Below are 17,781 nucleotides of genomic sequence, written 5' to 3'. Positions count from 1 at the left end.
CACGCACCCCGAACGGCGCGTGCCCGCGAGAGCCCTGCGTTCTCGGCGACCGCGATCCCCTCGAACGGAGAACGACATGACCGCGCAGAAGCTCGACGGGCGGGCCACCGCCGCTGCCATCAAGACCGAACTGGCCGAGCGCGTCGCCGCGTTGACGGCGAAGGGCGTGACCCCCGGCATCGCGACGGTGCTGGTGGGAGCCGACCCGGCATCCCAGCTGTACGTGGGGATGAAGCACCGCGAGTCCGAGGCGATCGGCATGAACTCGATCCAGATCGAGCTGCCGGCCGAGTCGACGCAGGCCGAGGTCGAGGAGGTCATCGACCGCCTCAACGCCGACCCGACGTGCCACGGCTACATCGTGCAGCTGCCGCTGCCGAAGCACCTCGACACCGACCGCATCCTCGAGCGCATCGATCCCGCGAAGGATGCCGACGGCCTGCACCCCGTCAACCTCGGACGCCTCGTGCTCAACGTCAACGACCCGATCACGACGCCGCTGCCCTGCACGCCGCGCGCCGTCATCGAGCTGCTGCAGCGCAACGGCTACGACCTCGCCGGCAAGAACGTCGTCGTCGTGGGCCGCGGCGTCACGATCGGCCGGTCGATCGGCCTGCTGCTGACCCGCCGCGAGATCAACGCCACGGTGACCCTGACCCACACCGGCACCGCCGACCTCGGCGCGCACCTGCGCGAGGCCGACGTCATCGTCGGAGCGGCGGGTGTGAAGCACCTCGTCACGGCCGCCGACGTCAAGCCCGGCGCCGCCGTCCTCGACGTGGGCGTCACACGCGAGAGCGACCCCGAGACCGGCAAGTCGAAGGTCTACGGCGACATCGCACCGGATGTCGCCGAGGTGGCGGGCTTCCTCTCCCCGAACCCCGGCGGCGTCGGCCCGATGACCGTCGCCCTGCTGATGACCAACGTCGTCGAGGCCGCCGAGCGCGCGACGGCCTGACCCCGCGCCTCGCCTCGGCGAATCGGCGGAGGCTCAGAGGAAGCGGGAGAGGAACGCCCGGGTGCGGGCCTCGCGCGGGGCGCCGAACACCTCAACCGAGCGGCCCTCCTCGACGATTGTGCCCTGATCGAGGAAGACGACACGGTCGGCGACATCCCGGGCGAACGCCATCTCGTGCGTCGCCATCAGGATCGTCGACCCGCCCTCGGCCAGGTCGCGCACGAGCTCGAGCACTTCGCCGACGAGCTCGGGGTCGAGCGCCGAGGTGATCTCGTCGAGCAGCAGCACCTCGGGGTCGGTCGCGATCGCGCGGATGATGGCCGCGCGCTGCTGCTGTCCGCCCGACAGACGGTCGGGGTGCTCGCCGGCCTTGTCGGCCAGCCCGATACGTGCGAGCAGCTCGCGCGCCCGAGCCTCGGCCTCGCGCCGCGGAACGCGGTGCACGACCCGCGAGGCGAGGGTCACGTTGTCGAGAACCGACAGGTGCGGGAAGAGGTTGTAGCTCTGGAACACCGCTCCCAGGCGCGCGCGCACGGCGTTCGCGTCGACCCGGGGATCGGAGATGTCGTCGCCGGCGAGCAGGATCTGGCCGTCGTCGATGGGCTCGAGCAGACCAAGGCAGCGCAGGAGCGTCGACTTGCCCGAACCGCTCGCCCCGATCAGCGCGACGACCTGGTGCCGGGCGAGCGACACGTCGACCCCGCGCAGCACCTCTTTGTCGCCGAAGGACTTGCGGATGCCGCTGGCCCGCAGGACATGGCCGGGGACGGTGCCGCGCTCGTCGGTGCTCACAGGATCGATCCCGTCTGCTCGCGGCGTCGGAGCCTCGCGGTGTACCAGTCCGTCAGGCGGATCGTCGGGATCGCGAGCAGCACGAAGAGCACGCCCGCCACGACGTAGGGCGTGAAGTTGTAGGTCGTCGCGACGACCCCCTTGGCCTCGGCGATCGCGTCGAACGCGGCGAGGATCGAGATGAGACCGACATCCTTCTGCATCGAGATGAAGTCGTTCATGAGCGGGGGCGTCATCTTGCGCAGCGCCTGCGGCAGCACCACGCGGCCGAGCGTCTGCGGGTAGCTCAGCCCCAGCGCCCGCGCGGCGAGCCGCTGCGAGGGATGCACCGACTCGATGCCCGCGCGCACGACCTCGGCGACGTAGGCCGAGTAGGTGAGCGTGATGGCGAGCACGCCGAGCACGACGGGGTCGATGCGGGTGTTCAGGATCGTCGGCAGCCCGAACCCGACGAGGTACAGCACGATGACGAACGGCAGTCCGCGGAAGAGGTCGGTGTAGGCGGCGGCGATCAGCCGCAGCGGGAAGAACACCGGTCCGCGGAGGGTGCGCAGCAACGCCAGCACCAGGGCCGCCGCGCTGACGGTGACGACCGAGAACGCGAGCACGCGCAGGTTGACCAGGAAGCCCTTCCACACCTCGGGGAGCGCCTGCAGGGCGACCTCGGGGTCGAAGAAGCCCTGCTGGACGGTCGCCCACCCCTCGGTGTTGATGACGGTCACCCAGACGACCGCCGCGAACGCGATCGTCGAGGCGACGGCGATCAGCACGGATCGGCGTTCCCGGCCGCGCCGGTAGGCGCGGCGTTCGAGCTCGAGCGCGCTCGGAGTGAAGGTGGTCACGGATAGACGCTAGCCCGCTCTCACTGGAGGAGCGTCACGCCCTCCGTCAGCCCCGACAGCCACTCCTTCTCGAGCTCGGCCAGGGTGCCGTCGGCGCGCAGTTCGTCGACGGCTTCGGTCACGGCGGGGGTGAGCGGCGAGTCCTTCGCCAGCAGCAGACCCCATTCGTCCTGGATGCCGGCCGGGGGCAGCTCGCCGACGAAGAACGAGTTCTCGATGTAAAAGTTCACCGCGAGGTAGGCCGTCGGGGTGTCGAGCACGATGGCGTCGATCTGACCGGCGCCGAGGGCGGCGACGGCATCCTCGTTGGAGTTGTACAGACGTTCCTCGGCGTCGGGGGCGACCTGCTCGAGGGTCTGGGCGCTCGTGGAGTTCGCCATCGCGCCGATCGTGAGGTCGGCGAGGCCTGCGATGTCGCTGACGCCGTCGGCGGCACCGCCCTTCAGTGCGACGACGGACTGGCTCGCGGAGTAGTACGGCGACGAGAAGTCGACGCCCTGCTTGCGCTCGTCGGTGATCGTGTACTGCTGGATGTTGACGTCGAAGCTCTTCGGTCCCGGTGCGATCGCGGCCTCGAAGCTCGTCCGGACCCACTCGACGTCCTCGGCCGCGAACCCGAGCTTCTCGGCGACGGCGTACGCCACGGCGGCCTCGAAGCCCTCGCCGGACTCGGGGTCGTCGTCGATGAAGTACGGCTCGTACGCGGTCTCGCCGGTGGCGATGGTGAACGTGCCCGGCGTGACGTAGTCCTCGGCGGCGGGCCCGCCGGCGGCGTCGCCCGAGGCGGCGGGTGCGGGTGAAGACGAGCAGCCGGCGAGGACGAACGCGAGGGCGGCGACACCGACCGAAGCGGCGCGGACGAGGGAGCGGGACATCGGGGACCTCCGGGTGCGGATGCCGCACATCGGCGTGCTGTCACCGGCGGCTGCATCCATTCTCTCCCGGTCCGGATGACGATCGTGTTGCGCGTCCCCGTGTTACGGGTGACCGATGCCGCGACGCGGGCCCCGCTATGCGGCTCGGCGATGCGGCAGGATGAGCGGCATGCCGACGGTGGAGTTCGCAGCGCAGCGGATGCGTTCGCACCTGCTCGGCGAGCCCGCGCCGACGCTGGCCGGTGCCGCCGGGCACATGCTCGCCGTGCAGGCTCAGGAGTTCTGGGCCGGTCGCTGGGCGCTGGCCGTGCGCACCGCGGGCGATCCGGTGCTGCGCGAGGTCGACGCGGCCTTCGAGGACGGCACGCTCGTGCGGTCGTGGACGCAGCGCGGAACGCTGCACATCGTGCGCTCGACCGACCTGCCGGCGCTGCTCGCGGTCACCGCCGACCGTCAGCAGCGCGCGGCGGCCGGCATCCTGCGCGGGCTCGCGGTCGACGACGCGGTGCTCGCGCGGGCCGAACGCGCCGCACGGAGCGCCCTGTGCGGCGGCGGCCGGCTGACCCGCGAGGCGTTCGCCGACGTCCTGCGGGGTGCGGGCATCGACCCGGCGGCGTCGCGCGGCAACCACATCCTCTCGGCGCTCGCGGTGCGCGGCGTGCTCGCGTTCGGGCCCGTCGTGCCCCGGGCGGGTGGACCCACCCGCGAGCAGTTCCTCGTCGCAGTCGACGAGCTGCCCGCGGCGCGAGGCGTGGCGGATCCGCTGGCCGACATTTTCGCGGGCTACGTCCGTTCGCACGGGCCCGCGCGGGTCGAGGACTTCCGGTGGTGGGCGGGCCTGCCGATCGGTCTGTCGCGCCGGGCGGCGGAGACCGCGGGGGACCGCGTGGTCGAGCTCGAGCCCGGGCTCTTCGCCGCACGCGAGCCCGCGGCAGAGGTGCCGGTTCCCCGCCCGTCCGCCATCGTCGCGCTGCCGCCGTTCGACGAGTACTACCTCTCGTACGCCGACCGCACGACGCTCTGTACCCGCGAGCTCGCGCAGCGCATCGGTCCGACGCTGAACGGACAGGTCGCGCCGGTCCTCGTCGCCGGGGGCCGGGTCGTGGGTGTCTGGCGTCACTCCGTCGCCCTCGGCCGGCACCATCTGCCGCCCGAGCCGGTGGTGGTGACCGATCCGGAGGTCGCGGCATCCGAGGTCGCAGCCGCGCTGGCCCGCGTCTCCCGCTTCCTGACCGGCTGAGCCCCGGCCTGCCGGGCTCACCCGGCGGCGTGGCGGTCGAGGAAGGCGTAGACCTCGCTGTCATCGACGCCGGGGAAGGCGCCGCGGGGGAGCGGGGAGAACATCTGCATGTGCACGCGGGCGCTGGGCCAGGCCTTGCCTTCCCACCGCGCCGTCAGGTCGCGGTCGGGGCGGCGGCAGCACGCTTCGTCGGGGCAGGTCGACACGGCGCGCTTCTGCGTCTCACGGCCGCGGAACCAGCGGGCGTCGTCGAACGGCACCCCGACGGTGATGGAGAACTCGCCCTCGGCGGTCGTCCCGGTCTGGCTCGAGCACCAGAAGGTGCCGCCGGGGGTGTCGGTGTACTGGTAGTGCTCGACCGTGCGGTTCTGCTCTTCGAACGCCGAGCGCGCCGAGAACGCGCGGCACACGATCTGCCCCTCGACGCTGCCGGTGACATCCATGGGCAGGGGCAGGCCGTCGTTCTCGTAGACGCGGGTGATCGCCCCGGCGCCGTCGACGCGCAGGAAGTGCAGCGGGATGCCGAGGTGGGTCGTCACGAGATTGGTCATGCGCATCGCGGCGGCCTCGTGGGTGACGCCGAACGCGTCGCGGAAGTCCTCCACGGCGAGGTTGCGGTCTCTCTTCGCCTGCGACAGGAACGCCACGGACGCCGTCTCGGGCATGAGGCAGCACGCGGCGTAGTAGTTGATCTCGAGGCGCTGCTGCAGAAAGTCGGCGTAGTCGCTCGGGGGCGTGTGGCCGAGCAGCCGGTGCGCCATGGCCTGCAACGCCATGGACCGCAGGCCGTGGCCGCCGGGGATCGAGGCGGGCGGAAGGTAGATGCGGCCGTTCTCGAGGTCGATCACCGATCGGGCGGAGTGCGGCAGATCGGCGACGTACAGCAGCTCGAAGCCGAGCTGCTCGGCCATGATGCTGACCGTCCGGTGGGTCAGGGCACCCGAGGTGTGGCCCGCCGCCTTCAGCTGCTTCTCGGCGAGGCGCTCGATCTCGGGCAGGTAGTTGTCGGCGTCGCGCATCCGCAACCGCAGCTCGGTGTTGGCGCGGCGGGCCTCTTCGGGCGTGGCGATGGCCTCGCGTTCGCGGCGCTGCAGCTCACGGTGCAGCCCGAGGATCGACTCGAGGGTCTCGTCGCTCATCGTCTTGCCCGCTCGCACGGGAGCGATCCCGAGGCGCCGGAACACCGAGCTGGCCTGCGCCCGCTCGAGTTCGAGCTCGAGGGCGGCACGCCTGTTCGGCGGCTCGGGCGAGAGAAGATCGGCGACGTCGGTGCCCGTCGCCGAGGCGATCGCCTGCAGCAGGGAGAGCTTGGGCTCGCGCCGGCCGTTCTCGATCAGGCTGAGCTGGCTGCCGGCGACGCCGACCCGCGCGCCGAGCTCGTCGAGCGTGAACCCGCGGGCCAGGCGGTGGTGGCGGATGCGATGCCCCAGCGTCGCGAGTTCGATTCCGGATGCGGCCATTCCTTCACCATACGAAAAGATTCGGTCTTCTTGAAGACCCGGATGCCCACAAGAGGCGGGTTTCGTGCGATGGAATCGGAAAACGAACCGACCTCACCGCCGACGGAGGAGACCGACATGGCCATCGCCGACCTGTTCACCCGCCCCGCTGCGGGCAGCGCGCCCGCCCGCCCCGCCCGCCCCGCCCGTGCCGCTCACGGGACACCGCCCGCGCCGACCGGAGCGCTCGCCGACCTCGTCGCCTGGGTGGACAAGATCGCCGCGCTCACGCGGCCCGACCGCGTCCACTGGGTCGACGGCTCGGCGGCCGAGAACGACGAGCTGCTGCGGCAGATGGTCGACGAGGGCAAGCTCATCAAGCTCAACCCCGAGTGGCGGCCGGGCTCGTACCTCGCGCGCTCGCATCCGAGCGATGTGGCGCGCACGGAAGCGCGCACCTTCATCGCCTCGCGCGACGAAGCGGATGCCGGTCCGACGAACAACTGGGCCGACCCCGACGACATCCGAGCGACGATCACCCCGCTGTTCGCCGGCTCGATGCGCGGGCGGACGATGTACGTCGTGCCGTTCTCGATGGGGGCGGTCGGCGGTCCTCTCTCGCACATCGGCGTGCAGGTCACCGACAGCGCGTACGCGGTGGCATCCATCGGGATCATGACCCGCGTCGACTCGGCGGTGCTCGACGAGATCGCGGCGGGCAAGCCGTGGGTCAAGACCGTGCACTCCGTCGGAGCGCCGCTCGAGGCGGGCGAGGCCGACGTCGCGTGGCCGTGCAACGACGAGAAGTACATCGTGCACTTCCCCGACACCCTCGAGGTGTGGTCGTTCGGATCGGGCTACGGCGGCAACGCGATCCTCGCCAAGAAGTGCTTCGCGCTGCGCATCGCCTCGGTCATCGGACGCGACGAGGGATGGCTGGCCGAGCACATGCTGCTCATCCGGGTCATCGACCCGCGGGGCCGGGCCTACCACGTGGCGGCGGCGTTCCCCTCGGCCTGCGGCAAGACCAACCTCGCGATGCTGCGCCCGACGCTGCCGGGCTGGCGCGTCGAGACCCTCGGCGACGACATCGCGTGGCTGCGTCCCGGAACGGACGGGCGGCTGTGGGCCATCAACCCCGAGGCCGGCTTCTTCGGCGTCGCACCGGGAACCGGTGAGTCGACGAACGTCACCGCTGTCGAGACCCTGTGGGGCAACACGATCTTCACGAACGTGGCACTGCGTCCCGACGGCGACGTCTGGTGGGAGGGCCTCACCGACGAGGCGCCCGCCGAGCTCATCGACTGGCGGGGCGAACCGTGGACGCCGGAGTCGGGCCGGCCCGCGGCGCACCCGAACTCGCGTTTCACCGTGCGCGCCGCCCAGTGCCCGCAGATCGCGCCGGACTGGGATGCCGCCGAGGGCGTGCCCCTCGACGCGATCCTCTTCGGCGGAAGGCGCGCGACCAACGTGCCGCTCGTGGTCGAGGCGACCGACTGGACCCACGGTGTCTTCATCGGGTCGAACATCTCCTCCGAGCGGACGGCCGCCGCCGAGGGGACCGTCGGGGAGCTCCGCCGCGACCCCTTCGCGATGCTGCCGTTCTGCGGCTACAACATGGGCGACTACTTCGCGCACTGGTTGAAGGTGGGCCAGAAGCTGCGGTTCGACCGCGCGCCCCGGGTGTTCCAGGTCAACTGGTTCCGCAAGGGCGCCGACGGGCGGTTCCTGTGGCCCGGGTTCGGCGACAACGCGCGCGTGATCGACTGGATCGTCCGGCGCCTGAACGGGGAGGCGGGGGCCATCGACACTCCGATCGGCCGGGTGCCGCGCACCGACGAGCTCGACCTCACCGGCCTCGACCTCCCGCAGCGCGACCTCGACGAGCTGTTCGCCGTCGACCCGCAGTCGTGGCTGCGCGAGGCCGACCTCACCGAGGAGTTCTACGGCACCTTCGGCGATCGCTTGCCGGCCGCGCTGCGTGCCGAGCTCGAGGCGCTGCGCTACCGGCTCGGGCGCCGCGGCTGAGGCTGGCCGGCGGGTGGCCGAGCGGCGCGGCGGGGTCAGACGAGCAGCTGGTGCTTCGCGAGGTCGCGGTACAGCGGCACGGATGCCACGAGCTCGGAGTGCGTGCCCTGACCGACGACCCGGCCGTGGTCGAGCACGACGATCACGTCGCTGTCGACGACCGTCGACAGGCGGTGGGCGATCACCACGAGCGTGCGACCTGTCGCCACGGCGTCGATCGCCTCGCGCATGCGCTGCTCATTGAGCCCGTCGAGCGACGAGGTCGACTCGTCGAGCAGCAGGATCGGCGGGGCGGCCAGCAGGGCACGGGCGATCGCGAGCCGCTGACGCTCGCCGCCCGAGAGCATGACGCCGGCCTCGCCGACGGGCGCCTGCAGGCCCAGCTCGCTGCGCTCGAGCACGTCGCCGAGGTTGACGGCGCGCAGCACGCGCTCGCATTCGGCATCGGTGGCGTCGGGCGAGGCGAGGCGCAGGTTGTCGGCGATGGTGCCCGCGAGGGTCGGGGCGTCCTGCTCGACGTAGCCGAGCCGGGCGCGCAGGTCGGCGCGGGGGATCGACCGGATGTCGCTGCCGTCGACCAGCACGCCGCCGCCGGTGACGTCGTAGAAGCGCTCGATGAGCGCGAGGGTCGTCGACTTGCCGGCCCCCGACGGGCCGACGAGCGCGACACGCGCCCCGCGCGGCACCCGGAAGCTGACCCCGCGCAGCACCTCGCCGTCGGCCGCGACAGCGGTGGGGTCGTCGACGGCGGCGTCCATCCGGGCGTCGGCGAGGGTGCGCTGCGCCTCGTCCGATGCGGATCGACGGGCGGCGACGACGGCTTCGGGATAGCGGAAGCGCACGTCGCGGAACTCGATCGCGGCGTCCGTGTCGCCGGCGCCGGTCGCCGCCGTAGCGGCATCCGTGTCGAGCGCGTCCTCGGTGGGGAGGTCGAGCACCTCCTGAATACGGCCGAGGGCACCGAGAGCCTGGTTGACCGACGTCACGGCGCCGAGGAACGACGCGAGCGGCTGCACGAGGAAGAACAGGAACATCACGAACGTCACGAGGCTCGCGATCGAGATCGCGCCCGCCGCGACGCGGTATCCGCCGACGCCGAGGACGACGAGCAGCGACAGCTGCAACGCGATGCCGGCGACGGGCACCACGAGCGCCGACGCCTTCGCGACGCGCACGCCCGCGTCGTAGGCCGCGCGCGCGGACCCGGCGACCGCCGCTTCCTCACGCTCGGTCGCCCCCGCGGCGCGGATGGTGCGGATCGAACCGATCGCGCGCTCGACGCCCGACGCGAGCTCGCCGACGCGCTCCTGCTGTTCGCGGGTCGCCCGGCGGATGCGGGTGCTGAGGGCCACCACGACGGCGACCGAGGCGCCGATGACGATGACGATCAGCAGCAGCAGAAGCGGGTCGATGAACAGCATCGCGACGATGGCGCCGACGAAGATCAGGGCGTTGCCGACCGAGTCGGCCAGGCCCTGGGTCAGCACGGCGTACAGCAGCGTCGTGTCGGTGCCCACGCGCGAGACGAGGTCGCCGGTGCGGCGCGCGTCGAACTCCGAGATCGGCAGCCGCAGCAGGCGGGCGATGAGCCGGCGGCGGCTCGAGAGCACGACGGCGGTGCCGGTGCGCTGCAGCAGGTAGTGCTGGAAGGCGCCGATGGCCGACGAGACGACGACGAGGATGACGAGCGCCCAGACGAGGATGCCGAGGGTGTCGCCGGCCTGCACCCGCTCGATGACCTGCCCGACGACGAGCGGCTGGCCGAGCGTCGCGACGGCCTCGATCACGCTGAGCACCGCGACGGCCACGAGGACGCCCTTGTGCTCGAAGAGGTAGGGGAGCAGCTGCGACAGTCGCGCGCGCGGCCCCTCCTCGGTGCGGCGGCGTCCGCGCGAGCGCGTGCGGGTGTCGGACATGCGGTCCCCTCGGTTCTGCGATGGTGTCACCTTCGACGGTACTTCGTCCGAGCGGTGCCCCCGCGCGGCGGCCGGAGTCAGGCGCCCGTGTCGACGGGCCGGTCGGGATGCTGCGACCACTGGCTCCACGAGCCGGGGTAGAGCACCGGCTCGTACCCGGCGAGGCTGAGGGCGATGGCCTCGTGCGCGGCAGTGACCCCGGACCCGCAGTACACACCGACCGCCGCGCCGGGCTGTGCGCCGAGGGCGGCGAAGCGGGCGCGCAGCTCGCCGGGGCTGCGGAAGCGCCCGGCGTCGTCGAGGTTGCCGGCGGTGGGCGCCGAGACGGCGCCCGGGATGTGGCCGGCGCGCGGGTCGATCGGCTCGACCTCGCCGCGGAACCGCTCGGCGGCGCGTGCGTCGAGCATCAGACCGTCGCGGGCGTGGTCCAGAACATCGTCGATGCCGAGCGCGGGCAGCGTGCCGGGAGAGACGACCGCGGAGCCGGGGCGGACGGTATCCCCGTCGCCCTGTTCGAGGGCGAAACCGGCGTCGGTCCACGCCGCGAGGGCCCCGTCGAGGACGCGCACGTCGGCGATGCCGGCATCCCGCAGCACCCACCAGGCGCGGGCGCTCGAGAGGTTGTTCACGTCGTCGTAGACCACGACCGTGTCGCCCGCGTCGATGCCCCACTCGCGTACCGCGGCCTGCAGCCGCGAAGCCGAGGGGAGCGGATGCCGCCCGGCAGTGGCTTCGCCGTGCTGGGCGAGCTGCGTGTCGAGGTCGGCGTAGCGGGCCCCGGGGATGTGTCCCGCCCGGAACGCGGGGCGCCCGTCGGGTCGATCGAGCCGCCACCGCACATCGAGGACGCGCACGGGGCCGCCGTCGGGGTAGCGTCCCGCCCCGAGGGCGGCGTGCAGGGCGGCGGCAGTGGTGAGGATCGAGGCCATGCCCCGATTCTGCCGCGGGCAGCACCCGGACGCGGCGCCGGAAACGACGGATGCCGCGAGCCCGAGGGCCCGCGGCATCCGTTCGTCCGGCGTCGGGATCAGCGCGAGAGCGCCGCGTCGCCGACGTTGGTCTCGTACTCGGTGTCCTTCGTCTCCTTCGACAGCCACAGGGCGATGAAGGTCAGGACGGCCGAGCCCGTGAGGTACACGCCGACGAGCCAGGTCGAGCCGTCCGCGAGCGCCCACAGGGTGGTCGCGATGCTGGGCGCGACGGCGGCGCCGAGGATCGAGGCGACGTTGTACGAGATCGCCGAGCCGGTGTAGCGGACGTTCGTCGGGAACAGCTCGGGCAGCAGCGCACCCATCGGCCCGAACGTGGCGCCCATCAGCATGAAGCCGAGCACCAGGAAGGCCTGGACGAGCGCGCCGGTGAACTTCGGGTCGAGCTGCGGCGAGAGGAAGACGGCGAAGAGCAGGCCGAACACCGCGATGACCCCCGTGACCCACAGCAGCAGCTTGCGGCGGCCGATCGAGTCGGCGACGGGACCCGAGAGCAGCGTGAAGATGCCGAAGAAGACGACGCCGACGATCTGCATGATGACGAAGTCGGTGAAGCCGAACCCGAGGCCGGGCACATACGCGGCGGCGTCGAAGGGGGCGCCGGTCGACTCGGCGGTCGCCTGCGCCGCCTCGAGCGTCGGCTTGGTGCCGTAGGCGAGCGTGAAGCTCGTCATCAGGTAGAAGAGCACGTAGGTCGCGAGCATGATGAACGTGCCCAGGATCAGCGCGCGCCAGTGTCCGCGGATGACCGATCCGAGCGGGAACTTGCGGATGGCGCCGGTCTTCTCGGCCTTCGAGAAGGTCTCGCTCTCGACGAGCTTGAGTCGCACCCACAGGCCGACGATGACCATGACAGCCGAGAACAGGAACGGCACGCGCCAGCCCCAGGCGAGGAACTCCTCGGAGCGCTGGGCGGGACCGTCCGGATGCGGCAGCGCGAAGTAGATCGCGAGGAACACCGAGTTGGCGATGATGAAGCCGATCGGAGCGCCCAGCTGCGGGAACGTGCCGTACCAGGCGCGCTTGCCCTTGGGGGCATTCTCGGTGGCGACGAGCGCCGCGCCCGACCACTCGCCACCGAGGGCGAAGCCCTGCGCGAGGCGGAGGACGAGCAGCAGGAGGGCTGCCCACCAGCCGATGTCGTTGAAGGTGGGGAGGCAGCCGATGAGGACGGTCGCGATGCCCATCGTCAGCAGCGACGCGACGAGGGTCGCCTTGCGGCCGAACTTGTCGCCGAAGTGCCCGAACACGACGGCGCCGATGGGGCGGGCGATCATGGCCGCGCCGAAGACGGCGAACGACGCCAGCAGCGACGCGGTGTCGTCGTCGCTGGGGAAGAAGAGGATCGGGAAGACCAGCACCGCGGCGGTCGCGTAGACGTAGAAGTCGTAGAACTCGATCGTGGTGCCGATGAGGCTGGCGGTGATGACGCGGGAGCGGGGGTTCGCGGGCGCGGCGGGCGCCGCGGTGGCGGAGGACATTGCGAAGGGGTGCCTGTCTGGGAAAACGGGGAGCGCCCTCGTGGGAGCGCGCCGGTGGGCGGGCGTCCGGGGCGGGGGTGGTGCGGCGGGCGTCCTGCGCGGGTGATTCACCGGCGGCGTCGGCGGTGTCGACGACGCACGATCGTCCATCCTACGCGCGGATGCCGCGGCCCGATGTTCCGAGCCGCGGCATCCGCGTGGAGGGAGTCGTCGAGATCAGCGCCAGAGGACGGCGATGGCGACGTTCGCGACGGTCGCGGCTCCGATGAGCCAGAAGATGGCCGCGGGCAGCGTCTTCGTGCGCTTCTGGCGCGCCGACCCGATCCCGAGCAGGGCGCCGATGGCGAGCAGCACGATGAGCTTGACCGCGATCTTCGCGTAGTTCAGATCGTGGTCGATGCCCCACGGCGCGGCCAGGGCGAGGCCGGCCACCCCCGCGACGAGCAGTCCCCAGCTCATGATGCGGGTGATGCGACGGGCGCCGAGAGCTTCGACCGCCCAGGCGCCGAAGAGCACAGCGAACCCGATGAGGTGGACGATCAGGACGATTCCGCGCAGTGTTTCCATACCCTCAGCCTAACTGAAGGTGTGGAATCCGTCAGCCGCGCAGCGAGCGGAGAGTCAGCGCGGTGCGCAGCGCCGCGTCGGCGGCCTCGGCCCCCTTGTCCTCCTTCGACCCGGGCAGCCCGGCGCGGTGGATGCCCTGCGCCTCGTCGTCGAGCGTGAGCACACCGAACCCGACGGGCTTGCCGGTGTCGAGCGCGACGCGGGTGAGCCCGTCCGTCGCCGCCGCCGAGACGAAGTCGAAGTGGGGCGTTCCGCCGCGGATGATCACCCCGAGGGCGACGACCGCGTCGGCGCCGGCGTCGAGCGCCGCCTTGGCCACGACGGGCAGCTCGAACGAGCCGGGGACGCGCACCAGCCGCCACGCGGCGCCGGACTCCTCGAGCACGCGCTCCGCGCCGGCGATCAAGCCATCGGTGATGACGTCGTGCCACTCGCCCGCGACGACGACGACCTTCAGGTCGCCGGCGTCGATGCGCTGCCGATCGGGGGCTCCGTGTCCGCTCATGCGATGTTCTCCGAGTTCTGTCGGTCGTCGGTGGTGTGGTCGTCGGCTACCGCGCCGCGGGCGAGGGCGGCGTCGAGCGCGGCCTCGTCGATGATGTGCCCCATGCGGGCGCGCTTGGTGGCGAGGTACTGGTGGTTGTTCGCACCCACACCGACCAGCAGCGGCACCTGCTCGGCGATGTCGAGCCCGAGCGCGCGCAGCTGCGACACCTTGTCGGAGTTGTTCGTCAGCAGCCGGATGCTGTCGACGCCGAGATCGGCGAGGATGCCGGCGGCGGCCGCGTAGTCGCGGGCGTCGGCGGGCAGGCCCAGCGCGAGGTTCGCGTCGAGCGTGTCGAGGCCGCGCTCCTGCAGCTGGTACGCGCGCAGCTTGTTGATCAGGCCGATGCCGCGGCCCTCGTGTCCGCGCATGTAGATCACGATGCCGCCGTCGCGGTCGATCGCGTCGAGCGCCGCATCGAGCTGCGGGCCGCACTCGCACTTGAGCGACCCGAAGGCCTCGCCGGTGAGGCACTCGGAGTGCACGCGCACGAGCGGGGCGTCGCCCGTGAGATCGCCCGAGACGACGGCGATGTGGTCGGTGCCGGTGACGCGGTCCTTGTACGCGAGGAAGCGGAACGTGCCGTGGGACGTGGGCACCTGGGCTTCGGCGCGCAGGCTCACGCGCCGGCGGTGCACCGCCTCGGCGCTCGTCGGCCGGGGGTCGACCTCGTTCAGGTGCGCGATGAGCTGTTCGATCGTGATCACCGGGATGCCGTCGCGCGCGCCGAGCTCGAGCAGGCCCGGCATCCGCATCATCGAGCCGTCCTCGGCGACGATCTCGGCGATCGCACCGACCGGCTCGAGGCCCGCCAGCTGCATGAGCTCGACCGCGGCCTCGGTGTGGCCGCTGCGCTCGCGGACGCCGCCGTCGACGGCTCGCAGCGGCAGGATGTGGCCGGGGCGGAGGACGCTGCTCGGCGTCGAGGCCGGGTCGGCCAGGACCGTCAGCGTCCGCGCGCGGTCGGCGGCGCTGATGCCCGTCGTCACGCCCTCGGCGGCGTCGACCGACACCGTGTATGCGGTGCCGCGGGCATCCTCGTTCGTCTCGACCATCGGCGGCAGGTCGAGGCGATCGGCCCACTCGGCGGGCATGGGCGCGCAGATGAAGCCGCTCGAGTGCCGCACGGTCCAGGCGATCCACTCGGGGGTCGCGAGAGCGGCCGAGAGGATGACGTCGCCTTCGTTCTCGCGGTTCTCATCGTCCGCGACGATGATCGGCTTGCCGGCCCGCAGCGCGTCGAGCGCGTCGGAGAGGGGAGAAAGGCTCATCGCGAGCCTCCTTCGTTCGAAACGGGTGAGGTGAATGCCAGCAGTCGCTGGACGTGACGGGCGAGGATGTCGGTCTCGAGGTTCACCGTGTCGCCGGCGGCACGGTCGCCGAGGGTCGTCGCGGCGAGGGTCTCGGGGATGAGCGACACCTCGAACCACTGCTCGGGGGCGTCGGCGGGGCTGACCGCGCTGACGGTCAGCGAGACCCCGTCGACGGTGATGGAGCCCTTGTCGACGACCAGCGGCGCCAGGTCGGCGGGCAGCGAGACGCGCAGCACACGCCACTGCTCGCCGGGACGGACCTCGAGCACGCGGCCGAGTCCGTCGACATGTCCCTGCACGATGTGGCCGCCCAGGCGGGTGTGCGCGGCGAGGGCACGCTCGAGGTTCACCGCCCGGCCGGGTGCGACGCCGGCGAGGCTCGAGACATCGAGCGTCTGACGCATGACGTCGGCGGTGAACCAGTCCGCACCCTGGTCGACGACGGTCAGGCAGACGCCGCTGACGGCGATGGAGTCGCCGTGGGCGGCATCCGACACCGCCTTCGGCGCGCGCACGGTGATCCGCACGCCGTCGCCGGACGGGTCGGTGGCGATGACCTCGCCGAGCTCTTCGATGATTCCGGTGAACATCAGGCGTCTCCTTCTGCCGGGGATGTCGCGGGGGTGGCGACGATCAGCAGATCATCGCCGAGCGTCTGGACGGATGCCACGCGCAAGCGGCGCTGCTGCGCGATCGTCTGCACGCCGAGTGAGCGCAGAGCGGGACGGTCGGTGCCGTCGGGGCCGAACCCGAGCAGGGTCGGCGCGACGTAGGCGAGGATCTCGTCGGCGAGTCCCGCGCGCAGGAACGCGCTCGCGATCGTCGGGCCGCCCTCGACGAACACGCGCTGCACGCCGGCGTCGCGCAGTTCGGTCATGAGCGACGGGGCGTTCGGGCTCTCTCCGCCGAGGTTCTCGCCGTCGCGGTGCAGGAGGGGGCGCGGATGCCGTCGCACGAGCGCATCGTCGGGGATGCCGCGGGCTCCGAGCACGACCGGCATCGGCTGGTCATCGTAGAGCGAGCCGTCGGGGCGCCGCGCCGTAAGGGCGGGATCGTCCGAGAGCAGGGTGCCCGTGCCCACGACGATGGCGTCGGCCTCGCTGCGCCGCCGGTGCACGTCGGCGCGGGCGGCAGGACCGGTGATCCACTGGCTCGTGCCGTCTGCGGCCGCGGCCCGGCCGTCGAGCGACTGCGCCCACTTGACCGTCACGTGCGGCCGCCCGAGGCGCTGCACCGTGAGCCACCCGTCGATGAGCGCCAGGCCCGCGGCTTCGAGGGCGCCGCCGACGACGTCGACTCCGGCCTCGCGCAGGCGGCGGGCGCCGCCCGACGACGCGTCGCCCGGATCCGACACGGCGTAGACGACGCGCGCGATGCCCGCCTCGAGAAGGGCGACGGCGCACGGGCCGGTGCGGCCGGTGTGGTTGCAGGGTTCGAGGCTCACCACGGCGGTCGCGCCACGGGCGTCGCCGGGCGCGATGCGTGAGAGCGCGTCGACCTCGGCGTGCGCGGTGCCGGCGCCCCGGTGCCAGCCCTCCGCGAGCACGGTGCCGTCCGCGCGCAGCAGCACGGCGCCGACCTGCGGGTTCACGCCGCGGGGACCGCGCCGCGCGAGCTCGAACGCACGCTGCATCGCCGCGGCCTCGCGATCGGTGATGCCCGGCATCCTTCGTCCTTCGGTCAGTCTCCGGGGACGCGGGCGGGCGCGCGCAGCGCGAACGCTGCCGTGCTGCCTCTCATCCGGACTCGCGACTCGCGTCGCATCACCGTCGGTCCCGGAATTTCACCGGATCAACCTCTCGGCCCGAGGGCCTGGAGGGTCGCGGACTCTCACCGCCGGTTCGGATTCTCACCGACCCCGGAGCACGTTCAATACTCCGATCGTACTCAACGCGGCGGGGTCGGCCGCATTCCCGACTTCCGCCGCTCACTTGAGCAGGCGCGACAGGCGGCGGTCGGCGAGCAGCTTGCCGCCGGTCTGGCAGGTGGGGCAGTACTCGAGGCTGTTGTCGGCGAAGAAGACGCTGCGCACCTCGTCGCCGCAGACCGGGCACGCCTCGCCGCGGCGCCCGTGCACGCGCATGCCGCGACGCTTGGCGTCCTTCAGATCCGCGGGGGGCTTGCCGGATGCTGCAGCGACGGCCTCGGCCAGAGTGGCCGAGAGCGCGGCATACAGGCGGTCGATCTCGCCGTCGTCGAGGTTCGCCGCCAGCGCGTACGGCGACATCTTCGCGGCGTGGAGGATCTCGTCCGAGTAGGCGTTGCCGATGCCCGCGATGACCGACTGATCGCGGAGCACGCCCTTGATCTGGGTGCGGCGGCCGGACAGCAGCCCCGCGAAGGCCGCACGGTCGAAGGCCGGGTCGAGCGGGTCGGGTCCGAGGCGGGCGATGCCCGGCACCTCGGTGATGTCGCGGACGACGTACACGGCGAGTGACTTCTTCGTGCCGGCCTCGGTGAGGTCGAAGCCGGAGTCGTCGTCGAAGCCGATCCGCAACGCGATCGGGGTCTTTCCGGGGCGGATGACGGTCGCCGGCAGCGCGTCGTACCAGCGCAGCCAACCCGCCTTGGCGAGGTGGAACACGAGGTGCGTGCCGGCGTCGGTGGTCAGGTCGACGAATTTGCCGTGCCGGGAGGCCGCGACGACCGTCGCGCCCTCGAGCGACTCGATCGGCGGGTCGTAGGTCTTCAACGCCGAGATGGCGCTGACGCGGGCCTTCGTGATGCGGCGACCGGCGAGGCGCTCGCCCAGGTAGTCGACCAGTCCCTGCACTTCCGGCATCTCGGGCATGGCGTC

At 72.1% G+C, this 17,781-nt stretch carries 16 protein-coding genes and 1 riboswitch; of the genes, 3 read left to right on the top strand and 13 right to left on the bottom strand.

The genetic code is table 11. The features are described 5' to 3' along the window. Positions 1-76 precede the first annotated feature (76 nt). The gene (locus tag PUW82_RS13675) at positions 77-958 is read left to right on the top strand and encodes a bifunctional methylenetetrahydrofolate dehydrogenase/methenyltetrahydrofolate cyclohydrolase (RefSeq protein ID WP_274222823.1); all 882 of its coding nucleotides are present in this window, start codon (positions 77-79) and stop codon (positions 956-958) included. 33 nt (positions 959-991) lie between these two features. Here PUW82_RS13675 and PUW82_RS13670 read toward each other — a convergent pair whose 3' ends face one another. Genes PUW82_RS13670 through PUW82_RS13660 form a run of 3 tightly spaced genes read right to left on the bottom strand, consistent with a single transcriptional unit; the run spans position 992 to position 3,467 of the window. Beyond that, positions 992-1,750 (bottom strand): amino acid ABC transporter ATP-binding protein, encoded by a 759-nt coding sequence (locus PUW82_RS13670; protein ID WP_274222822.1) that lies wholly within the window; start codon positions 1,748-1,750, stop codon positions 992-994. Then, positions 1,747-2,592, bottom strand: coding sequence for an amino acid ABC transporter permease (locus PUW82_RS13665; RefSeq protein WP_274222821.1), 846 nt, complete (start codon positions 2,590-2,592; stop codon positions 1,747-1,749). The genes PUW82_RS13670 and PUW82_RS13665 overlap by 4 nt, the downstream gene beginning before the upstream one ends. A 20-nt stretch (positions 2,593-2,612) precedes the next feature. Continuing rightward, entirely contained in the window at positions 2,613-3,467 is an 855-nt protein-coding gene (locus tag PUW82_RS13660) for an ABC transporter substrate-binding protein (protein WP_274222820.1), read from the bottom strand. Positions 3,468-3,636: 169 nt separating this feature from the next. Between PUW82_RS13660 and PUW82_RS13655 the strand changes: the two genes are divergently transcribed. After that, positions 3,637-4,707: a winged helix DNA-binding domain-containing protein gene (locus tag PUW82_RS13655; RefSeq protein WP_274222819.1), complete on the top strand. Its 1,071-nt coding sequence runs from the start codon at positions 3,637-3,639 to the stop codon at positions 4,705-4,707. 17 nt (positions 4,708-4,724) lie between these two features. Here the strand turns inward: PUW82_RS13655 and PUW82_RS13650 are convergent, their stop codons facing one another. Next, positions 4,725-6,167 carry an XRE family transcriptional regulator gene (locus PUW82_RS13650; protein ID WP_274222818.1) on the bottom strand — a complete coding sequence of 481 codons (1,443 nt, stop codon included), beginning with the start codon at positions 6,165-6,167 and terminating at the stop codon, positions 4,725-4,727. A 117-nt stretch (positions 6,168-6,284) separates the two neighbouring features. Here PUW82_RS13650 and PUW82_RS13645 point away from each other — a divergent pair, with 117 nt between their 5' ends. Next, a complete protein-coding gene (locus tag PUW82_RS13645; RefSeq protein WP_274222817.1) occupies positions 6,285-8,174 on the top strand; it encodes a phosphoenolpyruvate carboxykinase (GTP) in 1,890 nt (629 codons plus the stop codon). Positions 8,175-8,209: 35 nt separating this feature from the next. Here the strand turns inward: PUW82_RS13645 and PUW82_RS13640 are convergent, their stop codons facing one another. The 9 genes from PUW82_RS13640 to PUW82_RS13600 form a co-directional block, all read right to left on the bottom strand. Continuing rightward, a complete protein-coding gene (locus PUW82_RS13640) occupies positions 8,210-10,090 on the bottom strand; it encodes an ABC transporter ATP-binding protein (protein WP_274222816.1) in 1,881 nt (626 codons plus the stop codon). A 77-nt stretch (positions 10,091-10,167) separates the two neighbouring features. Then, positions 10,168-11,019: a sulfurtransferase gene (locus tag PUW82_RS13635; protein ID WP_274222815.1), complete on the bottom strand. Its 852-nt coding sequence runs from the start codon at positions 11,017-11,019 to the stop codon at positions 10,168-10,170. Positions 11,020-11,117: 98 nt separating this feature from the next. Beyond that, entirely contained in the window at positions 11,118-12,560 is a 1,443-nt protein-coding gene (locus PUW82_RS13630) for an MFS transporter (protein WP_274222814.1), read from the bottom strand. A 216-nt stretch (positions 12,561-12,776) separates the two neighbouring features. Beyond that, the gene (locus PUW82_RS13625; RefSeq protein ID WP_274222813.1) at positions 12,777-13,127 is read right to left on the bottom strand and encodes a Fe-S protein; all 351 of its coding nucleotides are present in this window, start codon (positions 13,125-13,127) and stop codon (positions 12,777-12,779) included. A 31-nt stretch (positions 13,128-13,158) separates the two neighbouring features. After that, positions 13,159-13,632 (bottom strand): 6,7-dimethyl-8-ribityllumazine synthase, encoded by a 474-nt coding sequence (gene ribH / locus PUW82_RS13620; RefSeq protein ID WP_274222812.1) that lies wholly within the window; start codon positions 13,630-13,632, stop codon positions 13,159-13,161. After that, positions 13,629-14,942 carry a GTP cyclohydrolase II gene (gene ribA / locus PUW82_RS13615; protein ID WP_274222811.1) on the bottom strand — a complete coding sequence of 438 codons (1,314 nt, stop codon included), beginning with the start codon at positions 14,940-14,942 and terminating at the stop codon, positions 13,629-13,631. Before ribA ends, ribH begins: the two co-directional genes overlap by 4 nt. Beyond that, positions 14,939-15,574, bottom strand: coding sequence for a riboflavin synthase (locus PUW82_RS13610; RefSeq protein WP_274222810.1), 636 nt, complete (start codon positions 15,572-15,574; stop codon positions 14,939-14,941). The genes ribA and PUW82_RS13610 overlap by 4 nt, the downstream gene beginning before the upstream one ends. Further along, complete coding sequence (ribD, locus tag PUW82_RS13605; protein WP_274222809.1) at positions 15,574-16,650, bottom strand: bifunctional diaminohydroxyphosphoribosylaminopyrimidine deaminase/5-amino-6-(5-phosphoribosylamino)uracil reductase RibD; 1,077 nt, start codon at positions 16,648-16,650, stop codon at positions 15,574-15,576. Before ribD ends, PUW82_RS13610 begins: the two co-directional genes overlap by 1 nt. Positions 16,651-16,707: 57 nt before the next feature. Continuing rightward, positions 16,708-16,854, bottom strand: a riboswitch (FMN riboswitch). A 57-nt stretch (positions 16,855-16,911) separates the two neighbouring features. Continuing rightward, positions 16,912-17,775, bottom strand: coding sequence for an Fpg/Nei family DNA glycosylase (locus PUW82_RS13600; RefSeq protein WP_274222808.1), 864 nt, complete (start codon positions 17,773-17,775; stop codon positions 16,912-16,914). Positions 17,776-17,781: the final 6 nt, after the last annotated feature.

Origin of the sequence: Microbacterium thalli (assembly GCF_028737325.1) — a bacterium.
GTDB classification, from domain to species: Bacteria; Actinomycetota; Actinomycetes; order Actinomycetales; family Microbacteriaceae; genus Microbacterium; species Microbacterium thalli.
Note: the sequence above shows the minus strand (reverse complement) of the source record. Positions and strands in the feature narration are given on the sequence as shown.

Excerpts from the sequence above, each read along its gene's own strand:
- PUW82_RS13675 (WP_274222823.1), top strand. The coding sequence starts at position 77 with ATGACCGCGCAGAAGCTCGACGGGCGGGCCACCGCCGCTGCCATCAAG.
- PUW82_RS13660 (WP_274222820.1), bottom strand. The coding sequence starts at position 3,467 with ATGTCCCGCTCCCTCGTCCGCGCCGCTTCGGTCGGTGTCGCCGCCCTC.
- PUW82_RS13655 (WP_274222819.1), top strand. The coding sequence starts at position 3,637 with ATGCCGACGGTGGAGTTCGCAGCGCAGCGGATGCGTTCGCACCTGCTC.
- PUW82_RS13650 (WP_274222818.1), bottom strand. The coding sequence starts at position 6,167 with ATGGCCGCATCCGGAATCGAACTCGCGACGCTGGGGCATCGCATCCGC.
- PUW82_RS13645 (WP_274222817.1), top strand. The coding sequence starts at position 6,285 with ATGGCCATCGCCGACCTGTTCACCCGCCCCGCTGCGGGCAGCGCGCCC.
- PUW82_RS13640 (WP_274222816.1), bottom strand. The coding sequence starts at position 10,090 with ATGTCCGACACCCGCACGCGCTCGCGCGGACGCCGCCGCACCGAGGAG.
- PUW82_RS13635 (WP_274222815.1), bottom strand. The coding sequence starts at position 11,019 with ATGGCCTCGATCCTCACCACTGCCGCCGCCCTGCACGCCGCCCTCGGG.
- PUW82_RS13630 (WP_274222814.1), bottom strand. The coding sequence starts at position 12,560 with ATGTCCTCCGCCACCGCGGCGCCCGCCGCGCCCGCGAACCCCCGCTCC.
- PUW82_RS13625 (WP_274222813.1), bottom strand. The coding sequence starts at position 13,127 with ATGGAAACACTGCGCGGAATCGTCCTGATCGTCCACCTCATCGGGTTC.
- ribH (WP_274222812.1), bottom strand. The coding sequence starts at position 13,632 with ATGAGCGGACACGGAGCCCCCGATCGGCAGCGCATCGACGCCGGCGAC.
- ribA (WP_274222811.1), bottom strand. The coding sequence starts at position 14,942 with ATGAGCCTTTCTCCCCTCTCCGACGCGCTCGACGCGCTGCGGGCCGGC.
- PUW82_RS13610 (WP_274222810.1), bottom strand. The coding sequence starts at position 15,574 with ATGTTCACCGGAATCATCGAAGAGCTCGGCGAGGTCATCGCCACCGAC.
- ribD (WP_274222809.1), bottom strand. The coding sequence starts at position 16,650 with ATGCCGGGCATCACCGATCGCGAGGCCGCGGCGATGCAGCGTGCGTTC.
- PUW82_RS13600 (WP_274222808.1), bottom strand. The coding sequence starts at position 17,775 with ATGCCCGAGATGCCGGAAGTGCAGGGACTGGTCGACTACCTGGGCGAG.